This window comes from Mesorhizobium sp. B2-7-1, from assembly GCF_006440735.1.
Classification (GTDB): Bacteria; Pseudomonadota; Alphaproteobacteria; order Rhizobiales; family Rhizobiaceae; genus Mesorhizobium.
Map to the genome: position 1 here is coordinate 1 of NZ_VFUA01000096.1, position 21,408 is coordinate 21,408.

Below are 21,408 nucleotides of genomic sequence, written 5' to 3' on the forward strand. Positions count from 1 at the left end.
GCTGAAAAGAGCGGCGCAGCGGATGGTCAAACCCGGCCCGAGCCAGCAATCAGCCAGGGCAAGAGGCAGAACGAGGCGGGCACCAAGGCGGAAGACAATTACCGCAGCGATGTGATCCGCAAGCTCGGTCGCGTCTATCGGGCCGTGCCCCCTTCGCTGCAGGCGGCGGCGCGCAGCAACACGGTCGTCACCTTCGTCATCGGCAGGCGGGGCACCATCGACGAACTGCGTGTCGTCGAAAGCTCGGGCTCGGAGACTTTCGATCAGATCGTCCTTGGCTTCGTGCGCAAGGCGGCGCCCTTCCCTCCCATCCCAGCGAAGGTCGGAAACCGCCTGGAGTTCACCGGCGCGATCGGCCCGTTTTGAGAGCCGCCGCCTTCAGACCATCAATCCCGCTCATCGCCATGAAAGGAAACCAATGTACATCGCCATGAACCGCTTCAAGGTCCAGAACGGCTCCGAGGAAGCCTTCGAGGACGTCTGGAAGAACCGCGATTCCAGCCTTTCCGAAATGCAGGGTTTCAGGGAATTCCACCTGCTGCGCGGCCCGGTCAACGAGACCGAGGGCTATACGCTGTTTGCCTCGCACACGGTCTGGGCAAGCCAGGAGGATTTCGTCGCCTGGACGAAATCGGAAAACTTCCGCGCCGCCCATCGCAATGCCGGCGGCTCGAAGGTCCACTATCTCGGCCATCCGCAATTCGAGGGCTTTTCGGTCGTCGAAGGCGCATAGTCTATCTCCGCTGACCGGTAAGGGCGTGTTGAGATTCAGATCAGGCCGAGTCGGAGTCGTAGACGGGCGCGAAGCGACCAAACAAGGTGGCTTCCGAGAACCGGAGCGGAGCGTACTTGAAGTACGTGAGCACCGGAAGCGCAGGACGCCATCGTTTGCAGACCGGCATCACCTGAATATCGATACGCCCTATGCGGCGGCGAGCAGGCTGGCATTGCCGCCTGCCGCCGTCGTGTCGACGCAGACCGCGCGCTCATGCGCATAGGCCGCCGGGTTGAGCACCTCGCTGACCAGCGGCACGATCGGCCCGGTCCGCTCGGCAATCACCTTGCGCACGATGCGCGCCGCCTCCGGTGCGCCGGAGAAGGCGACGACATCGACCTTCAACGAACGCGCCTCGACCGGGTCGGGACGGCCATCGATCGCCGCCAACGGCAGGCCCTTGCCGGTCAGCGCCGACAGCGCCGCCGGCGCGCCTGGCGCCACCGCCAGCACGGCGTTCCCAGCCGCGAGCGCCTGGATCGTCTGGGACAGCAGCGTCTCGCCATCCGGGCCGAGGCAGAGCACCCGGCCGCGCGGCGACAGCGACAGCGTGTTGGCCTCGCCCGTCGGCCCGGGCAAGTCGACCTGGCCGAAATCGAGACTTGCCGCGGCGGCGATTGCCGACGCGCCCTTGCCGCGCAAATGCTTCCTCAGGATCGCCACACGATCCGGCCGCGTCGACCAGCCACCCAGCGTCGGATCCGGCAGGTTGTCGGCGAGCTCGGTCGCGGTCACCTTGTGGCCCTCGCCAAGCTCGGTGCCGGCCTCGGGCCCCTTGCGGAAGCGACGCAGGTAATGCGGCCCGCCGGCCTTCGGGCCGGTACCCGACAGCCCCTCGCCGCCGAATGGCTGCGAGCCGACGACGGCGCCGATCTGGTTGCGGTTGACATAGATGTTGCCGGCATGAATGCCGTCGACGAAATGCTGGACGCGGCCTTCGATGCGGGTGTGCAGGCCGAAGGTCAGGCCGTAGCCCTTGCGGTTGATGGCGGCGATCACCGCGTCGATCTCGTCGGCATCGAAGGTCGCGACATGCAGCACCGGGCCGAACACCTCGCGTTCCATCTCCTCGATGCCCTTGACGCGGAAGACATGCGGCGCGACGAACCGGCCGGTGGCCGGCGCTTCCAATTTCGCGATCAGCCGGCCTTCCAGACCCTTCTTCTTGCAGTAATCGCTGATCGACGCTTGCGCCTCGTCGTCGATGACCGGGCCGACATCGGTCGAGATGGCCCAGGGATTGCCGATGGTGAGCGCTTCCATCGCGCCCTTCAGCATCTCCAGCATCTTCTTCTCGACATCCTTCTGCACATAGAGCACGCGCAGCGCCGAGCAGCGCTGGCCGGCGCTCTGGAAGGCCGAGGCGAGGATGTCGCGCACCGCCTGTTCCGGGAGCGCGGTGGAATCGACGATCATCGCATTCAAGCCGCCGGTCTCGGCAATCAGCATGGCGTCGGGCGCAGCCGTCTCGGCCAGTTGCTTTTCGATCAGCTTGGCGACCTCGGTCGAGCCGGTGAAGCAGACACCGGCGATGCGCGGATCGGCGGTGAGCGGCCCGCCAACCGAGGGGCCGTCGCCCGGCAGCAGCTGGATGACATCCTCCGGCACGCCGGCCTCGCGCAGCATTTCGACGGCGCGGAAGGCGATCAGCGGCGTCTGCTCGGCGGGCTTGGCGATGACCGAATTGCCGGTAACCAAAGCCGCCGCGATCTGGCCGGTGAAGATCGCCAGCGGAAAATTCCATGGCGAGATGCAGACGATCGCGCCGCGCGCCTGCGTGCCCGCCTCGGCATTCGCCGCCTCGGCCGCGTAGTAGCGCAGGAAGTCGACCGCCTCGCGCACCTCGGCAACACCGTCGGCCAGAGACTTGCCGGCCTCGCGCGTGGCGAGAGCGAAGAACTCGGGTGCATTGGCCTCGTAGAGATCGGCGGCGCGGTTGAGGATCGCGGCACGCTCGGCAACCGGACGCTTGGCCCAGGCCGACTGCGCGTCGACGGCGATGCGCACAGCGGTCGCCACCTGCTTGGCCGCAGCCTCATGCACGGTGCCGACCACTTCGTCCGGCTTGGCCGGATTGACGATCTGGCGCGGCTTGCCGTAGCCGGCCGCGCGGGTGACAGGCTTAGCGTGCCAACGATCCGCTCCGGCAAACGCGGCCCTCGCTTCATCCAGGGCCGCGAGCGTCACCGGATCGGTGATGTCGAAGCCCTTCGAGTTGCGGCGGCCTGCGCCGAAGATTGCCGCTGGGCGGGCAATCGCCGGATTGGCGGCCGGACCCTGGCTTTCGACAGTTTTGAGCGGATCTTGCGCGATCTCCTCCGGCTCGACCTCCTCGTCGGTCAACTGATGGACGAAGGAGGAGTTGGCGCCGTTCTCCAGCAGACGCCGCACCAGATAGGCGAGCAGGTCCGAATGCGCGCCGACAGGCGCATAGATGCGGCAGCGCGTGCCCTCGGCCTGGCGCACCGTCTCGTGCAGGGCCTCGCCCATGCCGTGCAGGCGCTGGAATTCGAAGGATTCGCGGTCCTTCGCCATCGACAGGATGGCGGCCACCGTGTGCGCGTTATGCGTGGCGAACTGCGGATAGATGCGGTCGGTCATCGACAAAAGCTTCTTCGCGCAGGCCATGTAGGAAACGTCGGTGTTGGCCTTGCGGGTGAAGACCGGATAGCTGGTGAGCCCGAGCGTCTGCGCCCGCTTGATCTCCGTGTCCCAATAGGCGCCCTTGACCAGCCGCACCATGATCCGGCGGTCGTATTTCTTCGCCAGCGCATAGAGCCAGTCGATGGCGAAGGCCGCGCGCGGACCATAGGCCTGGACGACGACGCCGAAACCGTCCCAGCCGGCAAGCTCCGGCTCGGCCAGCACCCGTTCGATGACGTCGAGCGACAGGTCGAGCCGGTCCGCCTCCTCGGCATCGATGTTGAGGCCCATGCGCGAATGCCGCGCGGCAAGCGCCAGCGACAAGAGCCGCTCGGCCATCACCGGCAGCATCTTTTCCTTCTGCGCCTCCTCGTAGCGCGGATGGAGCGCCGAGAGCTTGACCGAAATGCCATGATTGTAGCGGATGTCGGGGCCGTTCGACCCGGAATCCAGCGACGAGATCGCATCCGCATAGGCGCGGTGGTATCGCAGCGCATCGGCCTCGGTGCGGGCCGCTTCGCCCAGCATATCGAAGGAGTAGAGATAACCTTTCTGCGTCATCGGCCGGCCGCGCTTGATCGCCTCGGCGATGGTGCGCCCGAGCACGAACTGCTCGCCCATCTCGCGCATCGCTGCCGCGACCGCCTTGCGGATCACCGGCTCGCCCAGCCTTCGTACCATGGCGCGCAGCGTGCCTTCGATACCGCCCTCGCCTTCGTCGAGCACACGGCCGGTCAGCATCAGCGCCCAGGTCGAGGCGTTGACGAAGATCGAGCTGGAGCCGCCCGAATGCGCGGACCAGTCATGCGGCGCGATCTTGTCGGCGATCAAATCGTCCATCGTCTCGGTGTCGGGCACGCGCAGCAGCGCTTCGGCCAGGCACATCAGCGCCACGCCTTCCTTGGTCGACAGGCCGTAGGCCGAGAGGAAGACCTCCATCAGCCTGGGATCGGTCGAACCGCGCACCGCGCGCACCAGATCGGCCGCGCGGGCCGAGATCGCCTTGCGCTCCTCGGCTGACAAGCCCCCCGCCGCCGACAGGCGCTTCACCGCCTCGTCTTCGTCGGGCAAATAATTGGCGCGGATCTGCTGGCGGATGGCGTCGAGCGGCATGTCGGATCCATGAAAGCGTGGGCGAACGGTCTGGCGGTCGCCGGACCGAATGGCGCAAGCTAGCACAGCTGCGAATTTCAGTCGGTCCAAAGAAATCGACAAGCCAGTCCATTCAATCTATCATATGAGCTTCTTTCCCAGCGTTTTGACTGTCAAATCGATGACCGAAGACCAATTGGACCGCATCGACCGCAACATCCTGTCCGCGCTCGGGCGCGACGGCCGGCTTTCGATGTCTGAGCTGGCTTTGAAGGTCGGCCTGTCGAAGACACCCGTGCAGGCGCGCGTGAAGCGGCTTGAGAAGGACGGCTACATCAGAGGCTACCGCGCCGTCATCGACCGCGAGCGCATGGGCGAAGGCCATGTCGCCTTCGTCCAGGTGAAGCTGTCGGACACGCGCTCGGCGGCGCTCGACGCCTTCAACCGCGCGGTGCAAGCCGTGCCCGAAATCGAGCAGTGCCACATGATGGCGTCGAGCTTCGATTATCTGTTGAAGGTCCGCACCACCGACATCGCCGCCTATCGTCGCGTGCTCGGCGAGCGCATCTCAGCCCTGCCCCACGTCGCCCAGACGTCGACCTTCGTGGCGATGGAGACGGTCAAGGACCGCTAGTCTGACAGCGTCTTGAGAAACGCCACCAGCGCCGCGCGCTCGCGGTCGGACAGATCGAGCGGATGGACCTCCGACACGCCTTCAGCGGCGAGTGGCGCCTTCGAATAATGCGCCACCACCTCGTCGAGCGTCGCGAACTGGCCGGCATGCATGTAAGGCGGCCGGCTTGCGGCGCCCCTGAGCGACGGTGTCTTGTAGGCGCGCACGATCTGCGGACCGTCCTTCACCATGAAGCGCAGCTCGCGGCAGGCGCTTTCGTCGCCGTCGCGGAATTTGCCGAGACAGTTGAAGGGGTCGGCCTCGACCTGCGCCACCGCATCGACGCGCCCGCGGTCCGGCGGCAGGCCGTCGACCGGCGGCACGCCGGTGTTGTGGAAGGAGTTGTCGGTGAAGCGCGGGCCGTTGTGGCAGGTCACGCAATTGGCCTTGCCGATGAACAGCTTCAGCCCGAGGATCTCCTCCGGCGAGAACGCCGCGTCCCCTTCCGCCTTGGCGCCGGTTGCCAGATCGATGGCAAAGCGGTCGAAACGCGTCTGCTGCGGCTCGATCGAGCGCTCGAAGGCGGCGATCGCCTTGCCGATATTGGCATAGACGCGGTTGACGTCGTCTTGCTCGCCGGCGGGCATGGCGTTCCACGCCGCCTTCTCGGCATCCGTGCCGAGCGGGCTGGCATTGGCCGGCACGGTCGAAAGGTCCGGCAGTGGCCCGAAGATGCGCTCATAGCGCTCGCCGAACCGCTTCTTGATGTAATGTGCGAAAGCCGCCCGGTTGCCGGCCTGCTCCAGTGGATTTTCGAGCGGCGTCAGCGCCTGAGCCCACAGGCTGTCGCGCCTTCCGTCCCAGAAGAACCACGGATTGCGCGCCACGCCCGCCAGCGGCATGGTGCGGCGGTTGGTGTGGCCGACGCCGACCGCCTGCGGCAGGTCGTCCTGGAACTGGCGGTCGATCTTGTGACAGGTCGAGCAGGACACCGTGCCGTCACGGCTTATGCCGCCATCGAAAAACAGCGTCGAGCCGAGCGCTGCGGCCGCCGGCGCATCACCATATTGGTTCGTGGTGTCGGGTTTCAGGGACGGCAGCGTGTTCAGCGCCAGCGACGCGATGGTCTTCTTTTCGGCGTCGCTCAACTGCGGCTTGCCGCAGCCGCCCAACCCTGCCAAGGCCGCCAAGGCCAGCAAACCCGCAACGCTGGTCAGCCTCATTGCCCGCTCACAACACGATGTTGAAGACGACCACCCCGGAGCCGGCGCCCGCGGAGATGGCAAAGCGCAATTGCCACCAGCCGCTCATCGTGAACTTGATGCCATCGATGCGGTAGCGTCCATCGCCCAGGTAATCGGTCGCCTGCGGACTGGTCGGCAGGCCGTGGTCGTGCTGCGGCATTCCGCCGGAGACGGTGATGGCGGCCCCTTCCACCGGCGCGCCAGCCGCGGTCTTCAGCGTCAGCAGCCAGGATTGCAGCTCGCCCTGCCGGACGACGCCGCGCTCCGGCTCGAAGCTGGCGACGAACAGGCCATTCGCTGTCTTCTTGGTGCGCGAAATGTCCGGACCGGAGGCCGACTGCGGCAGCGTCAGATAGACCGCGGCCACGATGCCGGCCAGCAGGGCGGCCAGGCCGAGACCCGCAAGAATGTAACGCCATATCGATGCCAAACCCGTTCCTCTTCGGCTGCTAACGTCGCGGGCCGCTTGTCGCGTCCCGCCCTGCCCGTGGGAAATCGCTTCTGGCGCAAAATTCGCCGCTCGCCAAGCATGGCGCTGCCGGCCGCGAAAAGCTACAGCAACAACATCTTAGGAAGGGATACGTCCGCATGGCCAATGGTATCGCGTCGATCGGCGAATGCATGCTGGAACTGTCGGGCCAGAGCGGCCCGGACTGGCGCATGGGTTTTGCCGGCGATACCTTTAACACGCTCTGGGCGTTGCACGCCTTGAGCCCGGAGCGGTCCGCGACCTACGTGTCGGCCTTCGGCGACGACCCCTTCTCGCGCGACCAGATCGCCTTCTTCGGCCAGAACGGCATCGGCATAGGCAACAGTCCGGTCATTGCCGGCGCGCGCCCCGGACTTTACGCCATAACGCTCACCGGGGCCGAACGCGCTTTCACCTACTGGCGAAACGATGCGGCCGCGCGCCGGCTCGCATCCGATCCGGCGGCGCTGGCGAAAAGCCTTGAAAACCAGGCGCTTGTCTATTTTTCCGGAATCACCCTGGCAATTCTGGACGAGGCCGCGCGGAAAACTTTGCTGACCGCCATCGCGACCGCCCGCAAGGCCGGCTCGCTCATCGCCTTCGACCCGAACTACCGGCCGCGTCTGTGGCCGAGCCGCGAGATGGCCCAGGCCGCGATCCTGGAGGCCCTTGCGGTGGCCGACATCGCGCTGCCGACTTTTCCGGACGAGCAGATGTTGTTCGGCGACGAGACACCCGAGATCACGGCCAAGCGCCTTGGCAGGCTGACCGGCGAAGTCGTGGTCAAGAATGGCGAGCAGCCGGCCTTGATCACGCTGAACGGCGCTTCACAAACTGTTGACGCGGTGCATGTGGCCGCTCCTGTCGACACTACGGGCGCCGGCGATTCCTTCAATGGCGGCTATCTCGCCGCGCGGTTAGCCGGCCACGCACCCGCCGACGCGGCGCGCCGTGCGCACAAAGTCGCCGCCGCGGTCGTCCAGGTTCGCGGCGCGCTGGCGCCATTCGAGACGTTGCGGATCGCGTTCGACAGTTAAGCGCCGTCGAAGCTTATGCGGACATCACTTCAATATCAGAGAACCTTAAGGCAGCCGGAACCGATATTCCGTCACCTGATGATAGATCTGCCCCGGCCACAGCGTGGCCTGCGGGAAATAGGGCCGGTTGGGCGCATCCGGCCAGGTCTGCGCTTCGAGGCAGAGGCCTGAAAACGCCTTGTAGCGGCTGCCATCGAGCCCCGGCGATGTCGGCGCGACGAACTGACCGCTATAGAGCTGCAGTCCCGGTTCGGTGGTCCACACTTCCATCTCGACGCCGGAATTGGCGCCTTGCACCCAGGCGGCCTGGTGCAGCGGCCCGCGGCTGGAGGCCAGGCAGTAATTCAGGTCGTAGCGAAGCTGCTCGCCTTCCATTTCCATGCGCAGCGCCCGCGCCTGCCGGAAATCGAAAGGCGTGCCGTCGACCGGCTTCACCACGCCGGTCGGGATCATCTCGTCATCGACGGGCGTGTAGGCGCCGGCGTTGAGCATCAGCCGGTGGTCGAGAATGTCGCCGGCCCCGCCATCGTCGAGATTGAAATAGGAGTGCTGCGCGAGGTTGCAGAGCGTCGGCTCCTCGCAGGTCGCGGTCAGTTCCATGCTGAGCGTGCCGGGGATCTTCAGCCGGTAGGTGCAAGTGACGTCGAGCGCCCCCGGGAATCCCATGGCGCCGTCCGGGTCGTGCAAGGTCAGCGTCACGAAATCGCGGCCATGCAGCGAGACGCTCCATGGCCGGTGGAAAAACCCTTCCGAGCCGCCATGCAGCGTGTGCTTGCCGAGAAAGTTGCGCTCCGTCTGGTAGCGGTTGCCGGCAATGGTGAAGCGGCCGCCGCCGATGCGGTTGGCGAAGCGGCCGACCACGGCGCCGAAGAAGGCGCGGTCGGTCTCGTAAGGTTCGAAGCGGTCGTAGCCCAGCACCAGCGGCGCATCGTGGCCGGCAAGGCGCAGGTCCTGGACGATGGCGCCCAGCCCGATGATGTTGGCGGTGAGGCCGCCTCCCCGGATCGTGAACCGGCGCACGGCCTCGCCCGCCTGTGTCGTGCCGAAGACCTCGCCGTCTTTCATCGCCATGCCCGAAATGTCATTTCCGATCGGTGGATTTAGGCCGCCCTTGCCCATGAATTGGCGTTAGAGTCCCAGGCCGCCGAAGCAGGCATATTTGGTGTCGAGATAGTCCTCGATGCCCTGATGTCCGCCCTCGCGGCCCAGACCGGATTCCTTGACCCCGCCGAACGGCGCCTCGGGCGTGGTGATCAGGCCCTCATTGACGCCGACCATGCCGTATTTCAGGCCTTCCATGACGCGGAAAGCACGACCGAGATCGCTGGTGTAGAAATAGGCGGCGAGGCCGAACTCGGTGTCATTGGCCAAGGCGACCGCCTCTTCCTCGGTCTCGAACTTGAACACGGGCGCGATCGGCCCAAAGATCTCTTCCTTCATGAAGCGCATGTTCGGCGTGGCGCCGGAGATCACCGTCGGCTGGAAGAACGAGCCGCCCAGCGCATGGCGCTTGCCGCCGGCGACGACCTTGCCGCCCTTGGACGTTGCGTCGGCGATGAATTCTTCGACCTTCTCGACCGCCTTTTCGTCGATCAGCGGTCCCTGCTGCACGCCTTCCTCGAGGCCCGAGCCGACCTTGAGGTTGTTGCTGGCGGCGGCGAGCTTCTCGACGAACTTGTCATAGATGCCGGCCTGCACGAGGAAGCGGTTGGTGCAGACGCAGGTCTGGCCGGAATTGCGGTATTTCGCGGTGATGGCGCCCGCCACCGCACGGTCCACATCGGCGTCGTCGAAGACCAGGAACGGCGCGTTGCCGCCAAGCTCCATCGACACTTTCTTGACAGTCGAGGCCGATTTCTGGATCAGGATCTTGCCGACCTCGGTCGAGCCGGTGAAGGTGATCTTCTTGACCAACGGATTGGCGCAGATCTCGTCGCCGATCTCACCGGCCGAGCCGGTGACGACATTGACGACGCCCTTCGGGAAGCCGACTTCCTCGACGAGCGCGCCCCAGGCGAGGCCCGAATAAGGCGTCTGCGAGGCAGGCTTGACCACCGCCGTGCAGCCCGCCGCCAGGGCCGGACCGATCTTGCGGGCAAGCATGGAGGACGGGAAGTTCCACGGCGTGATGGCGGCGATGACGCCGACCGGCTCCTTGGTCACCAGGATGCGGCGGTCGCCCCACGGCGAGGGCACGATGTCGCCATAGACGCGGCGGCCTTCCTCGGCGAACCACAGGATATAGGCCGCGGCCGAGCCGATCTCGCCCTTGGATTCGGTGAGCGACTTGCCCTGCTCGATGGTGAGCAGTTCGGCCAGCACGTCCTGATTGTCCATCATCGCGTCATGCAGCTTGCGCAACAGCTTCGAACGCTCGAGCGCGGTGGTCTTGCGCCAGCTCTTGAAAGCTTCCTCGGCGGCTTCGATGGCCCGGCGGGTCTCGGCCTTGCCGGCCTTCGGCACGGTGCCGATCTTGAGGCCCGTCGCCGGATTGTTGACGTCGATGGTATGGCCGCTGTCGGCCTGCACCCATTCACCATTGATGAGATTGGCCTGGCGCATGAAATGGCTGGTTTTCTGAAGCATGGTCTGGCCTCCGTTCGGCGCGCTGATCGGGCCGTTTTTCTGGATTATCCGTTGAAGCGTGCTTAAGCCGCACACTGGCGCATTGCTCTTACCTAGGGAAAGGCGGGCAGGCAATCATAAGATGGCATATAGGGGTTGGGCCAGCAAAGGCGAGCCGCTGAAGCCTATCCGAAAATATGCACCACCACCGTCAGCCAGAACGACGTGGTCACCACCGCGCTCGCGGTGGCAAGGGTCATCTGGTTCGAGGCCAGCGCCTGGCCGGTGTTGAACTGGACGGCGATCAGATAGGAGTTGATGCCCGAAGGCAGCGCTGCAACGACCACCGCGACCTTGGCCGTCAGCGGCGGCAGGCCGAGCAGCCATACGAAGGCCAGCACCAGCGCCGGCATCAGGAACAGTTTCAGGCCCGACAGCGCCAGCGCCGGCCGGATGTTGCCGGAGATGCCGAAGCGGCGCAGGCTGAGCCCCATGGCGAACAGCGCCACCGGGCCTGCCGTATCCGCCAGCGTGTCGACCAGCCGCTCGATGAGATCCGGCAGCGCCGCGCCGGTGAGGCGCCAGCCGAGCCCCGCCAGGATGCCGATGATCAGCGGATTGATGAACAGCCGCCTGAGGAAGCTTTTGATGACACGCAGCGGATGCACAGTCTCGCCGCTGCCACGCCCGAACATCTCGAACAGCACGATCGAGGCCATCATCATGATCGGCAGGTGGACCGAGACCAGCAGCGACAGCACCTCGAAGCCGCTGGCGCCGAATATGCCGAGGATGAAGGGCGCGCCGAGCAGCACGACATTGGAATAGGCCGAGGACACGCCGCCGACGATACCCGCGCGCGCATCTCGCCCGAACAGCCGCGTCATCACCAGATGGCCAGCGGCCCAGGTGATGGCGACGGCGGCAAAATAGGCGCCCCACAGCGACCAGGGCGTGACGCCGTGGAAATCCGATTTGACCATGGTCTGGAAGAGCAGCAGCGGCATCGCCACGTTGACGGCGAATTCGGAAATGCCCTCCCCGCTCGCCGGCTTCAGATAGCCGGTGAGCCCGGCCAGATAACCGAGCGCCACGAGGCTGAACACGAAGAGGACGGTTTCGGTGAGCGGAGTCATTTTCTGGGCGGAGACATTTTTCCCGTGATAGGCGAGCCCTGAGCGCGGTGCAATCGGCGCGGCGCGCCTATCTCCGGGCCTCTGCTTGTTTTCCGGCCGGCTTTGCGGTCCCTATATGCCAATCACGGCCCTGGCCTCGCCTGGGCCGCCAAAGGACTTCCAATGCTGCGACTTGTTCTGGCGCTTTTTCTCCTGTCTGCTCCGAGCCTTGCCCACGCGACCGATGCCGGCTGGGCGCTGCTGCGCGACGGCGGCCATGTCGTGCTGCTTCGCCATGCCTTCGTCACCGGGGCGACCGACCCGGCCAATTTCGACATCGGCAATTGCGCCACGCAGCTCAATCTGTCGGAGCGCGGCAAGCAGCAGGCGAGCCGCATCGGCGCGCTGTTCGCGGCCCGCGCGGCCCCGATCGATCATGTGCTCTCCAGCCGCTACTGCCGTTGGCTCGATACCGCCCGTATCGCTTTCGAAGCCGAGCCGCAGCCCTTCGCGCCGCTCGACCTGCTCAAAACCGACCCGGCCGAAAAGGCCGCCCAGGTGGCCGCGATCATGAAGGAAATAAGCGGCTATTCCGGTTCCGACAACCTGGTGCTGGTCACGCATCTGGAAAACATCCAGGCGCTCACAGGCGTTGCACCGCGCGAGGGCGAAGCCGTGGTGGTGGCGCCGGATGGCGACGGCCTCAAGGTGCTGGGACGGGTCACCTTTTAAGGTGCCGACCAGTGTTGCCGAAATACAACTCCCGGAAGAAGCCGCAAATCCGCCGCGACAATGCCGCTTGCGACAACCCGTCGCAGGGTCTATAGGCGCGCTCCCGGTCACGAAAACCGAAGCGAGCACAACGGTTGGAGCTTCCGTCTCCGCCCGTGCAGGCGGCTTTGCCGCCCTGTATACGGCGCCGTTTCGTGGATTGGGATCGCGGATGTAGCTCAGAGGGAGAGCGCCGGATTTGGGTCCGGAGGTCGGGGGTTCGAGTCCCTTCATCAGCACCACGGATAGCTCAGGTTGGGTAGAGCATCAGACTCATAATCTGACGGTCGAAGGTTCGAATCCTTCTCCATTGGCCTCGAAAGCCAGCACCCTGCACGGTGTTATTCGAAAAACGGTCCGGGGACCGGAATGCCAGGACTTCACGGACGGCAAGGCTTCGGCCGCGCCGGGCGGCGAAGTTTTGCGCCATCGGCTCGCGGCCAGGCCCGCGGTGACGATCAAGGCGCGGCAGTGCCGGCAAGGAAGGCTTCGGCCTTCGGCGCCCGCTCTGCCGCCCCGCGATCCGCTCCCGAGGGCCCGTTGCTTGGCGGTGCCACCGGTCCCCGGATCATTCGTGCCCGGAAGACGACGTGAAACGTGAAATGAAAGGACGATCGACGCATGACGTGACGCCTCGCATGGGGCCATGCCCGACAGGAGTAAGACAATGAAGACCATTCTCGAAAAGCTTCTTGGACGCCAGCGCGTCCTCGTGAAGGAAAATGAACGTGCCGTCGCCCTCTACAAGGGTGAGATCCAGGCGATCCTGATGCCGGGCGAACATTGGCTCGCCAACCGGCGCGGAAACCTGGAAACCTCCAGGCACGACCTGACGAACCCGGAATTCGTTTCGGCTTACGAGAAGGCGTTGTTCGACAAGCTCCCGGACGTGGCCGCGCGTCACTTCACCGTCGTCCGCACCGGGCGCACGGATGTCGCGGTCATCGAGCGCGACGGCGCGCTGCATTCTGTGCTGTCGCCGGACCGCAAGCTCGTGCTGTGGACCGACGCCGGTCCGTGGAAGGTGACGTCTGTCGACACGGCGGCCGATCTCGCCGTCGATCCGGGCTTGATGCGCCGGATCGGCCAGGCCCGGAAGACGGAACATGTGTTCCTGCATCCGGTCGTGGACGGCCAGGTCGGGTTGCTGTTCGTGGATGGCGTCTACACCCGCACACTTGCCGCGGGCGTGCACGCCTTCTGGAATGTCGGCCGCATGGTCCAGGTGAAGGTCGTCGACGTCAAGCGCCAGTCGCTCGATGTCGCCGGGCAGGAAATGCTGACCAGGGATCGCGTGACGATCCGCGTCAACATCGCCGCCGAATACCGGGTCGTCGATCCGGTCAAGGCGGTGAGCACGGTGAAGGACTTCTCGGAAGCGCTCTACCGCGCTCTGCAGTATGCCTTCCGCAAGACGCTTGGCACGCTCACGCTCGACCAGATCCTCGACAAGAAGGTCACGGTCGACGAGGACGCGGCGGCCAAGGTGCGCGAAGACATGGCCGCGATCGGCGTCGAGGTCAGCGATATCGCTCTCAAGGATGTGATCCTGCCGGGCGATATGCGCGAGATCCTCAACCAGGTGGTCGCGGCCGAGAAGCAGGCCGAGGCCAACGTCATCAGGCGCCGCGAGGAGACGAACGCCACGCGTTCGCTGCTCAACACCGCCAAGGTGATGGCCGAGAACCCGGTGATGCTGCGGCTGAAGGAGCTCGAGGCTCTCGAAGCCATCGCCGGCAAGGTCGAGCGCCTCACCGTCCATAACGGTACGGGCGGGCTGCTCAACGACCTGGTCAAGCTCCGCGACTGATGCATGTCGCCCCAAAAGTGGTTCCGGTTTTGGGACAACGGCACGCATCGAAATAGAAGCTGACGCAACGTAAAGTGGGAAGGGCCGCCGGTTCGACCGGTGGCCCTTCTTGCGTTTCCCCGACCCCTTACCCATCTGCCCCCGGCGCATCAGGCCTTTTCCTGCCGGGAAAAACCGATTAGACAGCGCCAAAACAAGATGCGGACAGATTCCGCCCGCAACCCGAAGGAAGAGCCCTTGTCCACCACTTTCGAGAAAGTCGCCAAGATCATTGCCGACACCAGCGAGATCGACATCGACACCATCACGCCAGAGAGCCACACGATCGACGATCTCGGCATCGACAGCCTCGATTTCCTCGACATCGTCTTTGCCATCGACAAGGAATTCGGCATCAAGGTGCCGCTCGAGAAGTGGACGCAGGAGGTCAATGACGGCAAGGCTTCGACCGACGATTACTTCGTCATGAAGAACCTGTGCGCCAAGATCGATGCCCTGGTCGCGGCCAAGAACGCCTAATGTCCACAGAGCGCGCGAACTTGACGCGCTCGGCGCATGACCCCGAAATCGGCATCGATTTTCGGAAAGGATCATGCGCAAGATCAAAAAGTCGCCTGACCCACAACAGCCACCCATGAGTTCCCACGACGTCGTCATCACCGGCATCGGCCTTGTCTCCTCATTGGGAGAAGGCCCCGACGCGCATTGGCAGAAGCTGACGCAGCCTGGCTTGCAGCCGGTGCTCGATGCGGCGCGTTTCGCGCCCTATACGATCCATCCCCTGCCCGAGGTCGACTGGAACCTGCAGATCGCCAAGCGCGGCGACCAGCGCCAGATGGAAACCTGGCAGCGTCTCGGCACCTATGCCGCCGGCCTTGCGCTGGACGACGCCGGCATCAAGGGCAATGACGAGCTTTGCACCACCATGGACATGGTGGTGGCGGCCGGTGGCGGCGAGCGCGACGAGGCCGTCGATGCCGCGATCCTTGCGGCTTCCGAGAGCCGCAACGATCGCGACGTGCTGCTCAACGAGAAGCTGACCACGGAACTGCGGCCGACTTTGTTCCTCGCCCAACTCTCCAACCTGCTCGCCGGCAACATCTCGATCGTCCACAAGGTCACCGGTTCCTCGCGCACCTTCATGGGCGAGGAAGGCGCCGGCGTCTCGGCTGTCGAGACGGCGGCCGCGCGCATCCGCTCGGGACAGTCGACCCATGTTCTGGTCGGCGGCGCCTTCCAGACCGAGCATTCCGACATGCTGCTCGGCTACGAGCTCGCCGGTTACCTGCATCGCGGCCCATGGAAGCCGGTCTGGCAGCGCCAGGGCGCCGAAGGCGGCGGCGTGGTGACGGGCTCCGGCGGCGCCTTCCTGGTGCTGGAACAGCGCGAGCACGCGAAAAGCCGGGGCCGCAAGATCTACGCCGAGCTTGGCCCCGTCGTCTCCGGCCGCGCCAGACGCCGGCGTGGTGAACTGAATGCCGAAATCGCCACGCTGCTGAAGCAAGCCGCCCTTCCCGATGGCGACCTGCTGACGATTTCCGCCGCCTCCGGCGCCCATGCCGCAACAGCTGCCGAAAAGGCAGTATTCGACGCCAACCCGGCCTTGGCCGTGCGTGCCTTCTCGACGCTGACCGGCCATATGAAAGAGGCTCAATTCCCCTTTGCGGTTGCGCTCGCGGCGATGGCTGTCGACCGCAAGGCCGGTTATCCTGTCTTCGATGCCACAGTGGAGCGCCCGTTCGAAGGCGCCCCCAATTCCGTCCTTGCAACCGCGATCGGCTATCACCAATTCGAGGGCCTGGGGCTGGTTAAAGCCGCTTAGATCGGTTTTTACGCAATTCCGGGTGGAAACCGCTATACGATTTTCTTGGAATTGCTCGATAACGAGGCAGACAAAGCATGGCCAATCTTCGCGATCACATGGGCAGGCCGATCGTCGCCGTTACCGGCATCGGCGTGGTGACCTCGCTCGGCGTCGGCAAGGCCGATAACTGGGCGGCGCTAACCTCGGGCAAGTCCGGCATCCATCCGATCAGCCGCTTCCCGGTCGATCAGTTGAACACCCGCATCTCCGGCATGGTCGATTTCCTGCCGTCGAGCTCCAAGGGAGCCAGCCCCCTCACCTACGAGATGGCCGAGACAGCGGCGCAGGAGGCAGTGTCGGAAGCAGGCCTCGATTCCGGCGATTTCAGCGGACCGCTGTTCCTCGCTTCGCCACCCGTCGAGCTCGACTGGGCCGACCGTTTCTCGCTCTACAATTCCGACAAGCAGGATATCGGCGCCGAAAGGCTGCTGAGGGTCGCGCGCGGGCTGAAGGAACTCGACATCTTCGAGACCACGCAGTTCGGCTCGATTGCCGACAGGCTGGCCGACCGCTTCGGCACGCGGGGCCTGCCGATCACCCTGTCCACAGCTTGCGCATCCGGCGCCACCGCTATCCAGCTCGGCGTCGAGGCGATCCGGCGCGGCGAGTGCGACAAGGCGCTGTCGATCGGCGCCGACGGATCCGCCACAGCCGAGGCGCTGATCCGCTTCTCGCTGCTGTCGGCGCTTTCCACCCACAACGATATCCCCGAGAAGGCCTCGAAGCCCTTCTCCAAGGACCGCGACGGCTTCGTGCTGGCGGAAGGTTCGGGCGCGCTGGTGCTGGAATCTCTGGAAGCAGCGCTTGCGCGCGGCGCGACGATCCTCGGCATCATGCGCGGCTGCGGCGAAAAGGCCGACGACTTCCACCGCACCCGTTCCAAGCCCGACGCTTCGCCCGCGATCGCGGCCGTGCGTGCCGCTCTTGCCGATGCGGGCCTCGGCGAAGACGAGATCGACTACGTCAACGCGCACGGCACCTCGACGCCCGAAAACGACAAGATGGAGCATCTGTCGCTGTCCACCGTCTTCGGCGAGCGCATCGGCTCGATGCCGATCTCGTCGAACAAGTCGATGATCGGCCACACGCTGTCGGCCGCCGGCGCGGTGGAAGCCGCCTTCTCGCTGATGACCATGCGCGAAAGCGTCATCCCGCCGACGATCAATTACGACAATCCCGATCCGGCCATTGTCCTCGACGTCGTGCCAAACAAGAAGCGCAACGCCGAGGTTGGCACGGTTTTGTCGAATTCCTTCGGCTTCGGCGGCCAGAACACTTGCCTTGTCATGGCGCGGGAACCGGTCTAAGCGGACTTTTTCCGCTCCTATAGAACCCGACAGGCCCTATGCGCGCATTGCAACTTATCGAGGACCGCCGCCTTGAAACGGTGGACCTGCCGCCTCCCCCGCCGCCTTCGCTGGGCGAAGTGACCCTCCGCATCAAGGCGGTGGCGCTCAACCATATCGACGTCTGGGGCTGGCGCGGCATGGCGTTTGCCAAGCGCAAGCTGCCGCTGGTCGTCGGCGCCGAGGCCGCCGGCGAGGTCGAGGCGGTCGGGCCGGGCGTCTCCAACCTGCTGCCGGGACAATTGGTATCGATCTACGGCGCGCGCACCTGCGGGCTCTGCCGCGCCTGCCGCGAAGGCCGCGACAATCTCTGCGAGCATGTGTCCGGCGTCCATGGCTTCCACCTCGACGGCTTCGCCCAGGAAAAGATCAACCTGCCGGCGCGCCTCCTGGTGCCCGCCCCTCCCGGCGTCACGGAGATCGGCGCGGCGGTCGCGCCCGTCACTTTCGGTACGGTCGAGCACATGCTGTTCGACAATGCCAGGCTGGAACCCGGCGAAACCATCCTGGTCCATGCCGGCGGCTCCGGCATCGGCTCCGCAGCCATCCAGCTCGCCAAGAAGATGGGCTGCACGGTGATCACCACGGTCGGCTCGAACGACAAGATCGACAAGGCCAAGGCGCTTGGCGCCGACCACGTCATCAACTACCGCGAGGACCGCTTCGAAGGCGTCGTGCGCAAGCTGACGAAGAAGAAAGGCGTCGACGTCGTGTTCGAGCATGTCGGCGCCGACACCTTCGCTGGCTCGATGCTGTGCCTGAAGCGCGGCGGCCGCCTCGTCACCTGCGGCTCGACCTCGGGCGTGTCGACGCAGGTAAATCTGATGCAGCTCTTCCAGCAGCAGCTGAAGCTGCTCGGCTCCTTCGGCTGCCGCATTGAGAACATGGCCAACGCCATGCAGAAGATGGCCGCCGGCCTCGTTGCCCCGGTGATCGATACCGAGGTCGGCTTCGACGACATCGACGCCGCGCTGAAGCGCATGGAAGGCCGCGACGTCTTCGGCAAGATCATCCTTCGCGTTTCCTAAAACAGGATGGTCGGCAAGGTGTTCAGGAAAGCCCGCCGGGACTTCATGTTCCGCTACGGCCGGCGGCTGCGCCAGCTGGAGCACTGGCTGGTCGCCAAGCTCGCCATCGTGTTGCTCTCGCTGCTGCGCCTTCTGCCGCCGGACAGCGCGCTCAACTTCGCCGACCGTGTCGCCCGCCGCATCGGCCCGCTGGTCGGGCGCCATCGCGTTGCGGTCGACAATCTGCGCCTTGCCTACCCGCAAAAGAGCGACGCCGAGATCGAAGCCATCGCGCGCGACATGTGGGGCAACATGGCGCGCCTCGCGGCCGAATACATCTTCCTCGACGCGCTGTTCGACTTCGATCCGAACGCTTCGAAGCCCGGCCGGGTCGAGGTGCGCGGCATCGAGCATTTCGTCGAGATCGCCGCAGAGAAGAAACCGCACATCCTGTTCACCGGCCATCTCGGCAATTTCGAGCTGCTGCCGGTCGCCGCCGCCACGTTCGGCATGAACATCACGGCGCTGTTCCGCCCGCCGAACAACCCCTATCTCGCCGACTACATCCACTCGACGCGCCGCTCCTCGATGGGGGCCTTGCTGCCCTCCTCCACCGGCGCGTCCTTCGCCCTTGCCGCCATCCTGGAAAAGGGCGGCAATATCGGTGTTCTGGTCGATCAGAAATTCTCGGGCGGCGTCGACACGACGTTCTTCGGCCGCCCATGCCAAAGCAATCCGATGCTCGGCATGCTGGCCCGCCACTACGACTGCGACGTCTACCCTGCCCGCTGCGTCAGGCTGCCGGACAACCGCTTCCGTCTGGAAATCGAGGACAAACTGACCTTGCCGCGTACCGAGGGCGGCAGCGTCGACGTCAGCGCCACCACCCAGCTGCTCACCGACGTGGTCGAGCGCTGGGTGCGCGAGGACCCTGGCCAGTGGATGTGGTTCCACAAGCGCTGGGAAATCAGCGGCCGCCGCCGCAAGCGCGGACAGGCGAAGGCGACGGCCGGCCAATAACCGGCCGGCTTTGCCGCCCCGGATCAGTTGGTGACGACGATCCGCGTGTTGCCGAAACCGGCTTCCTTGACCATCGCATAGAAGGTCGCGGCGTTGGCCGGATGCAGGCGAACGCAGCCATGCGAGGCCGGGCGCCCGAGATTTCTCACCGACCCGGTGCCGTGGATGGCGTAGCCGCCGTGGAAGAACACCGAATAAGGCATCGGCGAGTTGTCGTACTTGCGCGAATACCACATCCGGGCGGTCCATTGCGGCCGGTAGCTGCCGCGCGGCGTGAAGTAGCCCTTGCGCGCGGTCGACACGCTCCAGCGATAAACCACCTGGCCGTATTTGCTGACGGTCATGGTCTGCGACGAGACGTCGATATTGGCGACCAGATTGGCTGCCCGGCTCGCGATGGACATGCCGAACAACGCGGTTGCCAGCACGGTTGCCATGAGAACGAACTTTTTCATGCGATCAAACCCCTTTGATTGCCCCTGCCATTCGCGCGGTTTTTCCATCTTTTTGCCGGCAGATGCGTTAAGTACCACACACTCGTTGACGAATCCGCCAATCCAATGCGGCGAATTTGAACGATTTTCCCGGTATAGTTGCCGCCGCGACACGCACCCTCTGAAGTTTAGGCGCGGGCGTTGGGCCATGCCCGGATCGTCGTGTGGCAATGCGCGACTGGTTGCTTGCAAAAGTGCTGCGTTCCTTCTTCAATCGATCGGATGAATGAACGACTTTTCAAGGCGGTCGAGGACCGGGTCGACGATCTCGTTGCTCTGACCGCGGACCTGATCCGTTTCCCGACCGTCAATCCGCCAGGCGAAGCCTACCGGCCATGCGCCGAGTTCCTTGGCGCGCGCCTCAGGAAACGCGGCTTCGAAACCGAATTCATCCGTGCCGAAGGCGCCCCCGGCGACAGCGACCGCTACCCCCGCGTCAATGTCGTGGCGCGCTTCGACGGCCGCTCGCCCGGCCCCTGCGTGCATTTCAACTCGCATATCGACGTGGTCGAGGCCGGCGACGGCTGGACTGTCGATCCCTTTGCCGGCGTCGTGAAGGACGGCAGGGTCTATGGCCGCGGCGCCTGCGACATGAAAGGCGGTCTGGCCGCTTCCGTCATCGCCGTCGAAGCCTTCATGGCAGTCTATCCGGACTTTCCCGGCGCCATCGAGATATCGGGCACGGCGGACGAGGAATCCGGCGGTTTCGGCGGCGTCGCCCATCTGGCCAGGCTTGGCTATTTCTCGAAGCCGAAGGTCGACCACGTCATCATCCCCGAGCCGCTGAACAAGGATCGCATCTGCCTTGGCCATCGCGGCGTCTGGTGGGCCGAGATCGAGACCAAGGGCGAGATCGCGCATGGCTCGATGCCGTTCCTCGGCGACAATGCAGTGCGCCATATGGGCGCCGTCCTGCAGGCCTTCGAGGACGAGCTGTTCCCGGCGCTCGACCGCAAGATGACGCGCATGCCGGTGGTGCCGGAAGGCGCCAAGCGCTCGACCATGAACATCAATTCCATCCATGGCGGCCAGACCGAGGATTTCCGGCCGGGGCTCCCCTCGCCCAACGTGCCGGATTCCTGCCGGCTCACCATCGACCGGCGGTTTCTGCTCGAAGAGGACATCGCCACCGTCAAAGGCGAGGTCACCGACATCCTCGAGCGGCTGAAACGCGAGCGCAGGAAATTCGATTACGAGATCCGTGACCTGATGGAGGTGCTGCCGCTCATGACCGAGCGCGACGCGCCGGTGGTGAAAGCCGTCGCGAAAGGCATCATGGAGGTGTTCGACCGCGAGCCCGACTACGTGATCTCGCCCGGCACCTACGACCAGAAGCATGTCGCGCGCCTCGGCCATCTCTATGACTGCATCGCCTATGGTCCGGGCATTCTCGATCTCGCGCACAGGCCGGACGAATGGGTGGGCATCGCCGACATGGTGGAATCGGCCAAGGTGATGGCGATCGGCCTCAATGTGCTCTTGCGTGGCACGACCGGATGACAGGTAAAAACATTCCGCCTGGCGCCGCCGGGCAGCACGAAAC

General features: G+C 65.1%; 19 protein-coding genes and 2 tRNA genes. 14 read left to right on the plus strand and 7 right to left on the minus strand.

Annotated features, from left to right (window positions below):
• The coding region (locus tag FJ471_RS26835) for a TonB family protein (protein ID WP_140807741.1) at positions 1-366 on the plus strand (366 nt) is incomplete at its 5' end.
• Between the two features lie 52 nt (positions 367-418).
• The gene (locus tag FJ471_RS26840; protein ID WP_140647668.1) at positions 419-733 is read left to right on the plus strand and encodes an antibiotic biosynthesis monooxygenase; all 315 of its coding nucleotides are present in this window, start codon (positions 419-421) and stop codon (positions 731-733) included.
• A gap of 189 nt (positions 734-922) precedes the next feature.
• On the opposite strand, the gene putA is transcribed toward FJ471_RS26840, so the two are convergent.
• On the minus strand, positions 923-4,531 hold the full coding sequence (putA, locus tag FJ471_RS26845) for a bifunctional proline dehydrogenase/L-glutamate gamma-semialdehyde dehydrogenase PutA (RefSeq protein WP_140807742.1): 3,609 nt from the start codon (positions 4,529-4,531) through the stop codon (positions 923-925).
• Between the two features lie 160 nt (positions 4,532-4,691).
• Between putA and FJ471_RS26850 the strand changes: the two genes are divergently transcribed.
• Positions 4,692-5,144 (plus strand): Lrp/AsnC ligand binding domain-containing protein, encoded by a 453-nt coding sequence (locus tag FJ471_RS26850; RefSeq protein ID WP_027167193.1) that lies wholly within the window; start codon positions 4,692-4,694, stop codon positions 5,142-5,144.
• Here FJ471_RS26850 and FJ471_RS26855 read toward each other — a convergent pair.
• Both FJ471_RS26855 and FJ471_RS26860 read right to left on the minus strand, forming a co-directional pair.
• The gene (locus FJ471_RS26855) at positions 5,141-6,346 is read right to left on the minus strand and encodes a cytochrome c peroxidase (protein WP_140807743.1); all 1,206 of its coding nucleotides are present in this window, start codon (positions 6,344-6,346) and stop codon (positions 5,141-5,143) included. The genes FJ471_RS26850 and FJ471_RS26855 overlap by 4 nt on opposite strands.
• Before the next feature lie 7 nt (positions 6,347-6,353).
• Positions 6,354-6,797, minus strand: a complete 444-nt coding sequence (locus tag FJ471_RS26860; protein ID WP_140807744.1) for a FixH family protein — start codon at positions 6,795-6,797, stop codon at positions 6,354-6,356.
• A 158-nt stretch (positions 6,798-6,955) separates the two neighbouring features.
• Between FJ471_RS26860 and FJ471_RS26865 the strand changes: the two genes are divergently transcribed.
• Positions 6,956-7,873: a sugar kinase gene (locus FJ471_RS26865; RefSeq protein WP_140807745.1), complete on the plus strand. Its 918-nt coding sequence runs from the start codon at positions 6,956-6,958 to the stop codon at positions 7,871-7,873.
• Positions 7,874-7,918: 45 nt separating this feature from the next.
• Here the strand turns inward: FJ471_RS26865 and FJ471_RS26870 are convergent, their stop codons facing one another.
• The 3 genes from FJ471_RS26870 to FJ471_RS26880 form a co-directional block, all read right to left on the minus strand.
• Complete coding sequence (locus FJ471_RS26870; protein WP_140807746.1) at positions 7,919-8,944, minus strand: aldose epimerase family protein; 1,026 nt, start codon at positions 8,942-8,944, stop codon at positions 7,919-7,921.
• A 57-nt stretch (positions 8,945-9,001) separates the two neighbouring features.
• The gene (locus FJ471_RS26875; protein WP_140807747.1) at positions 9,002-10,459 is read right to left on the minus strand and encodes an NAD-dependent succinate-semialdehyde dehydrogenase; all 1,458 of its coding nucleotides are present in this window, start codon (positions 10,457-10,459) and stop codon (positions 9,002-9,004) included.
• Positions 10,460-10,623: 164 nt separating this feature from the next.
• Positions 10,624-11,574, minus strand: a complete 951-nt coding sequence (locus FJ471_RS26880; protein ID WP_140807748.1) for an AEC family transporter — start codon at positions 11,572-11,574, stop codon at positions 10,624-10,626.
• Between the two features lie 162 nt (positions 11,575-11,736).
• Between FJ471_RS26880 and FJ471_RS26885 the strand changes: the two genes are divergently transcribed.
• The 9 genes from FJ471_RS26885 to FJ471_RS26925 all read left to right on the plus strand — a co-directional run bounded on the left by FJ471_RS26885 (position 11,737) and on the right by FJ471_RS26925 (position 19,371).
• Positions 11,737-12,285, plus strand: a complete 549-nt coding sequence (locus FJ471_RS26885; protein ID WP_140807749.1) for a histidine phosphatase family protein — start codon at positions 11,737-11,739, stop codon at positions 12,283-12,285.
• Between the two features lie 207 nt (positions 12,286-12,492).
• A tRNA-OTHER gene (locus tag FJ471_RS26890) sits at positions 12,493-12,566 on the plus strand.
• A gap of 2 nt (positions 12,567-12,568) precedes the next feature.
• Positions 12,569-12,638: transfer RNA gene (locus FJ471_RS26895), tRNA-Met, on the plus strand.
• A 353-nt stretch (positions 12,639-12,991) separates the two neighbouring features.
• Entirely contained in the window at positions 12,992-14,134 is a 1,143-nt protein-coding gene (locus tag FJ471_RS26900; protein ID WP_140807750.1) for a slipin family protein, read from the plus strand.
• A gap of 237 nt (positions 14,135-14,371) precedes the next feature.
• Complete coding sequence (locus FJ471_RS26905; protein WP_040981809.1) at positions 14,372-14,653, plus strand: acyl carrier protein; 282 nt, start codon at positions 14,372-14,374, stop codon at positions 14,651-14,653.
• A gap of 115 nt (positions 14,654-14,768) precedes the next feature.
• Complete coding sequence (locus FJ471_RS26910) at positions 14,769-15,956, plus strand: beta-ketoacyl-ACP synthase (RefSeq protein ID WP_140807762.1); 1,188 nt, start codon at positions 14,769-14,771, stop codon at positions 15,954-15,956.
• Positions 15,957-16,033: 77 nt separating this feature from the next.
• The gene (locus FJ471_RS26915) at positions 16,034-17,305 is read left to right on the plus strand and encodes a beta-ketoacyl-ACP synthase (protein ID WP_140807751.1); all 1,272 of its coding nucleotides are present in this window, start codon (positions 16,034-16,036) and stop codon (positions 17,303-17,305) included.
• Positions 17,306-17,343: 38 nt separating this feature from the next.
• Positions 17,344-18,372 (plus strand): zinc-binding dehydrogenase, encoded by a 1,029-nt coding sequence (locus tag FJ471_RS26920; protein ID WP_140807752.1) that lies wholly within the window; start codon positions 17,344-17,346, stop codon positions 18,370-18,372.
• A 6-nt stretch (positions 18,373-18,378) separates the two neighbouring features.
• Positions 18,379-19,371: a lipid A biosynthesis lauroyl acyltransferase gene (locus tag FJ471_RS26925; RefSeq protein WP_140807753.1), complete on the plus strand. Its 993-nt coding sequence runs from the start codon at positions 18,379-18,381 to the stop codon at positions 19,369-19,371.
• Between the two features lie 23 nt (positions 19,372-19,394).
• On the opposite strand, the gene FJ471_RS26930 is transcribed toward FJ471_RS26925, so the two are convergent.
• The gene (locus tag FJ471_RS26930) at positions 19,395-19,826 is read right to left on the minus strand and encodes a L,D-transpeptidase (RefSeq protein ID WP_140807754.1); all 432 of its coding nucleotides are present in this window, start codon (positions 19,824-19,826) and stop codon (positions 19,395-19,397) included.
• Positions 19,827-20,087: 261 nt separating this feature from the next.
• Between FJ471_RS26930 and FJ471_RS26935 the strand changes: the two genes are divergently transcribed.
• Complete coding sequence (locus tag FJ471_RS26935) at positions 20,088-21,365, plus strand: acetylornithine deacetylase/succinyl-diaminopimelate desuccinylase family protein (protein ID WP_140807755.1); 1,278 nt, start codon at positions 20,088-20,090, stop codon at positions 21,363-21,365.
• The last annotated feature ends 43 nt before the right edge of the window (positions 21,366-21,408 follow it).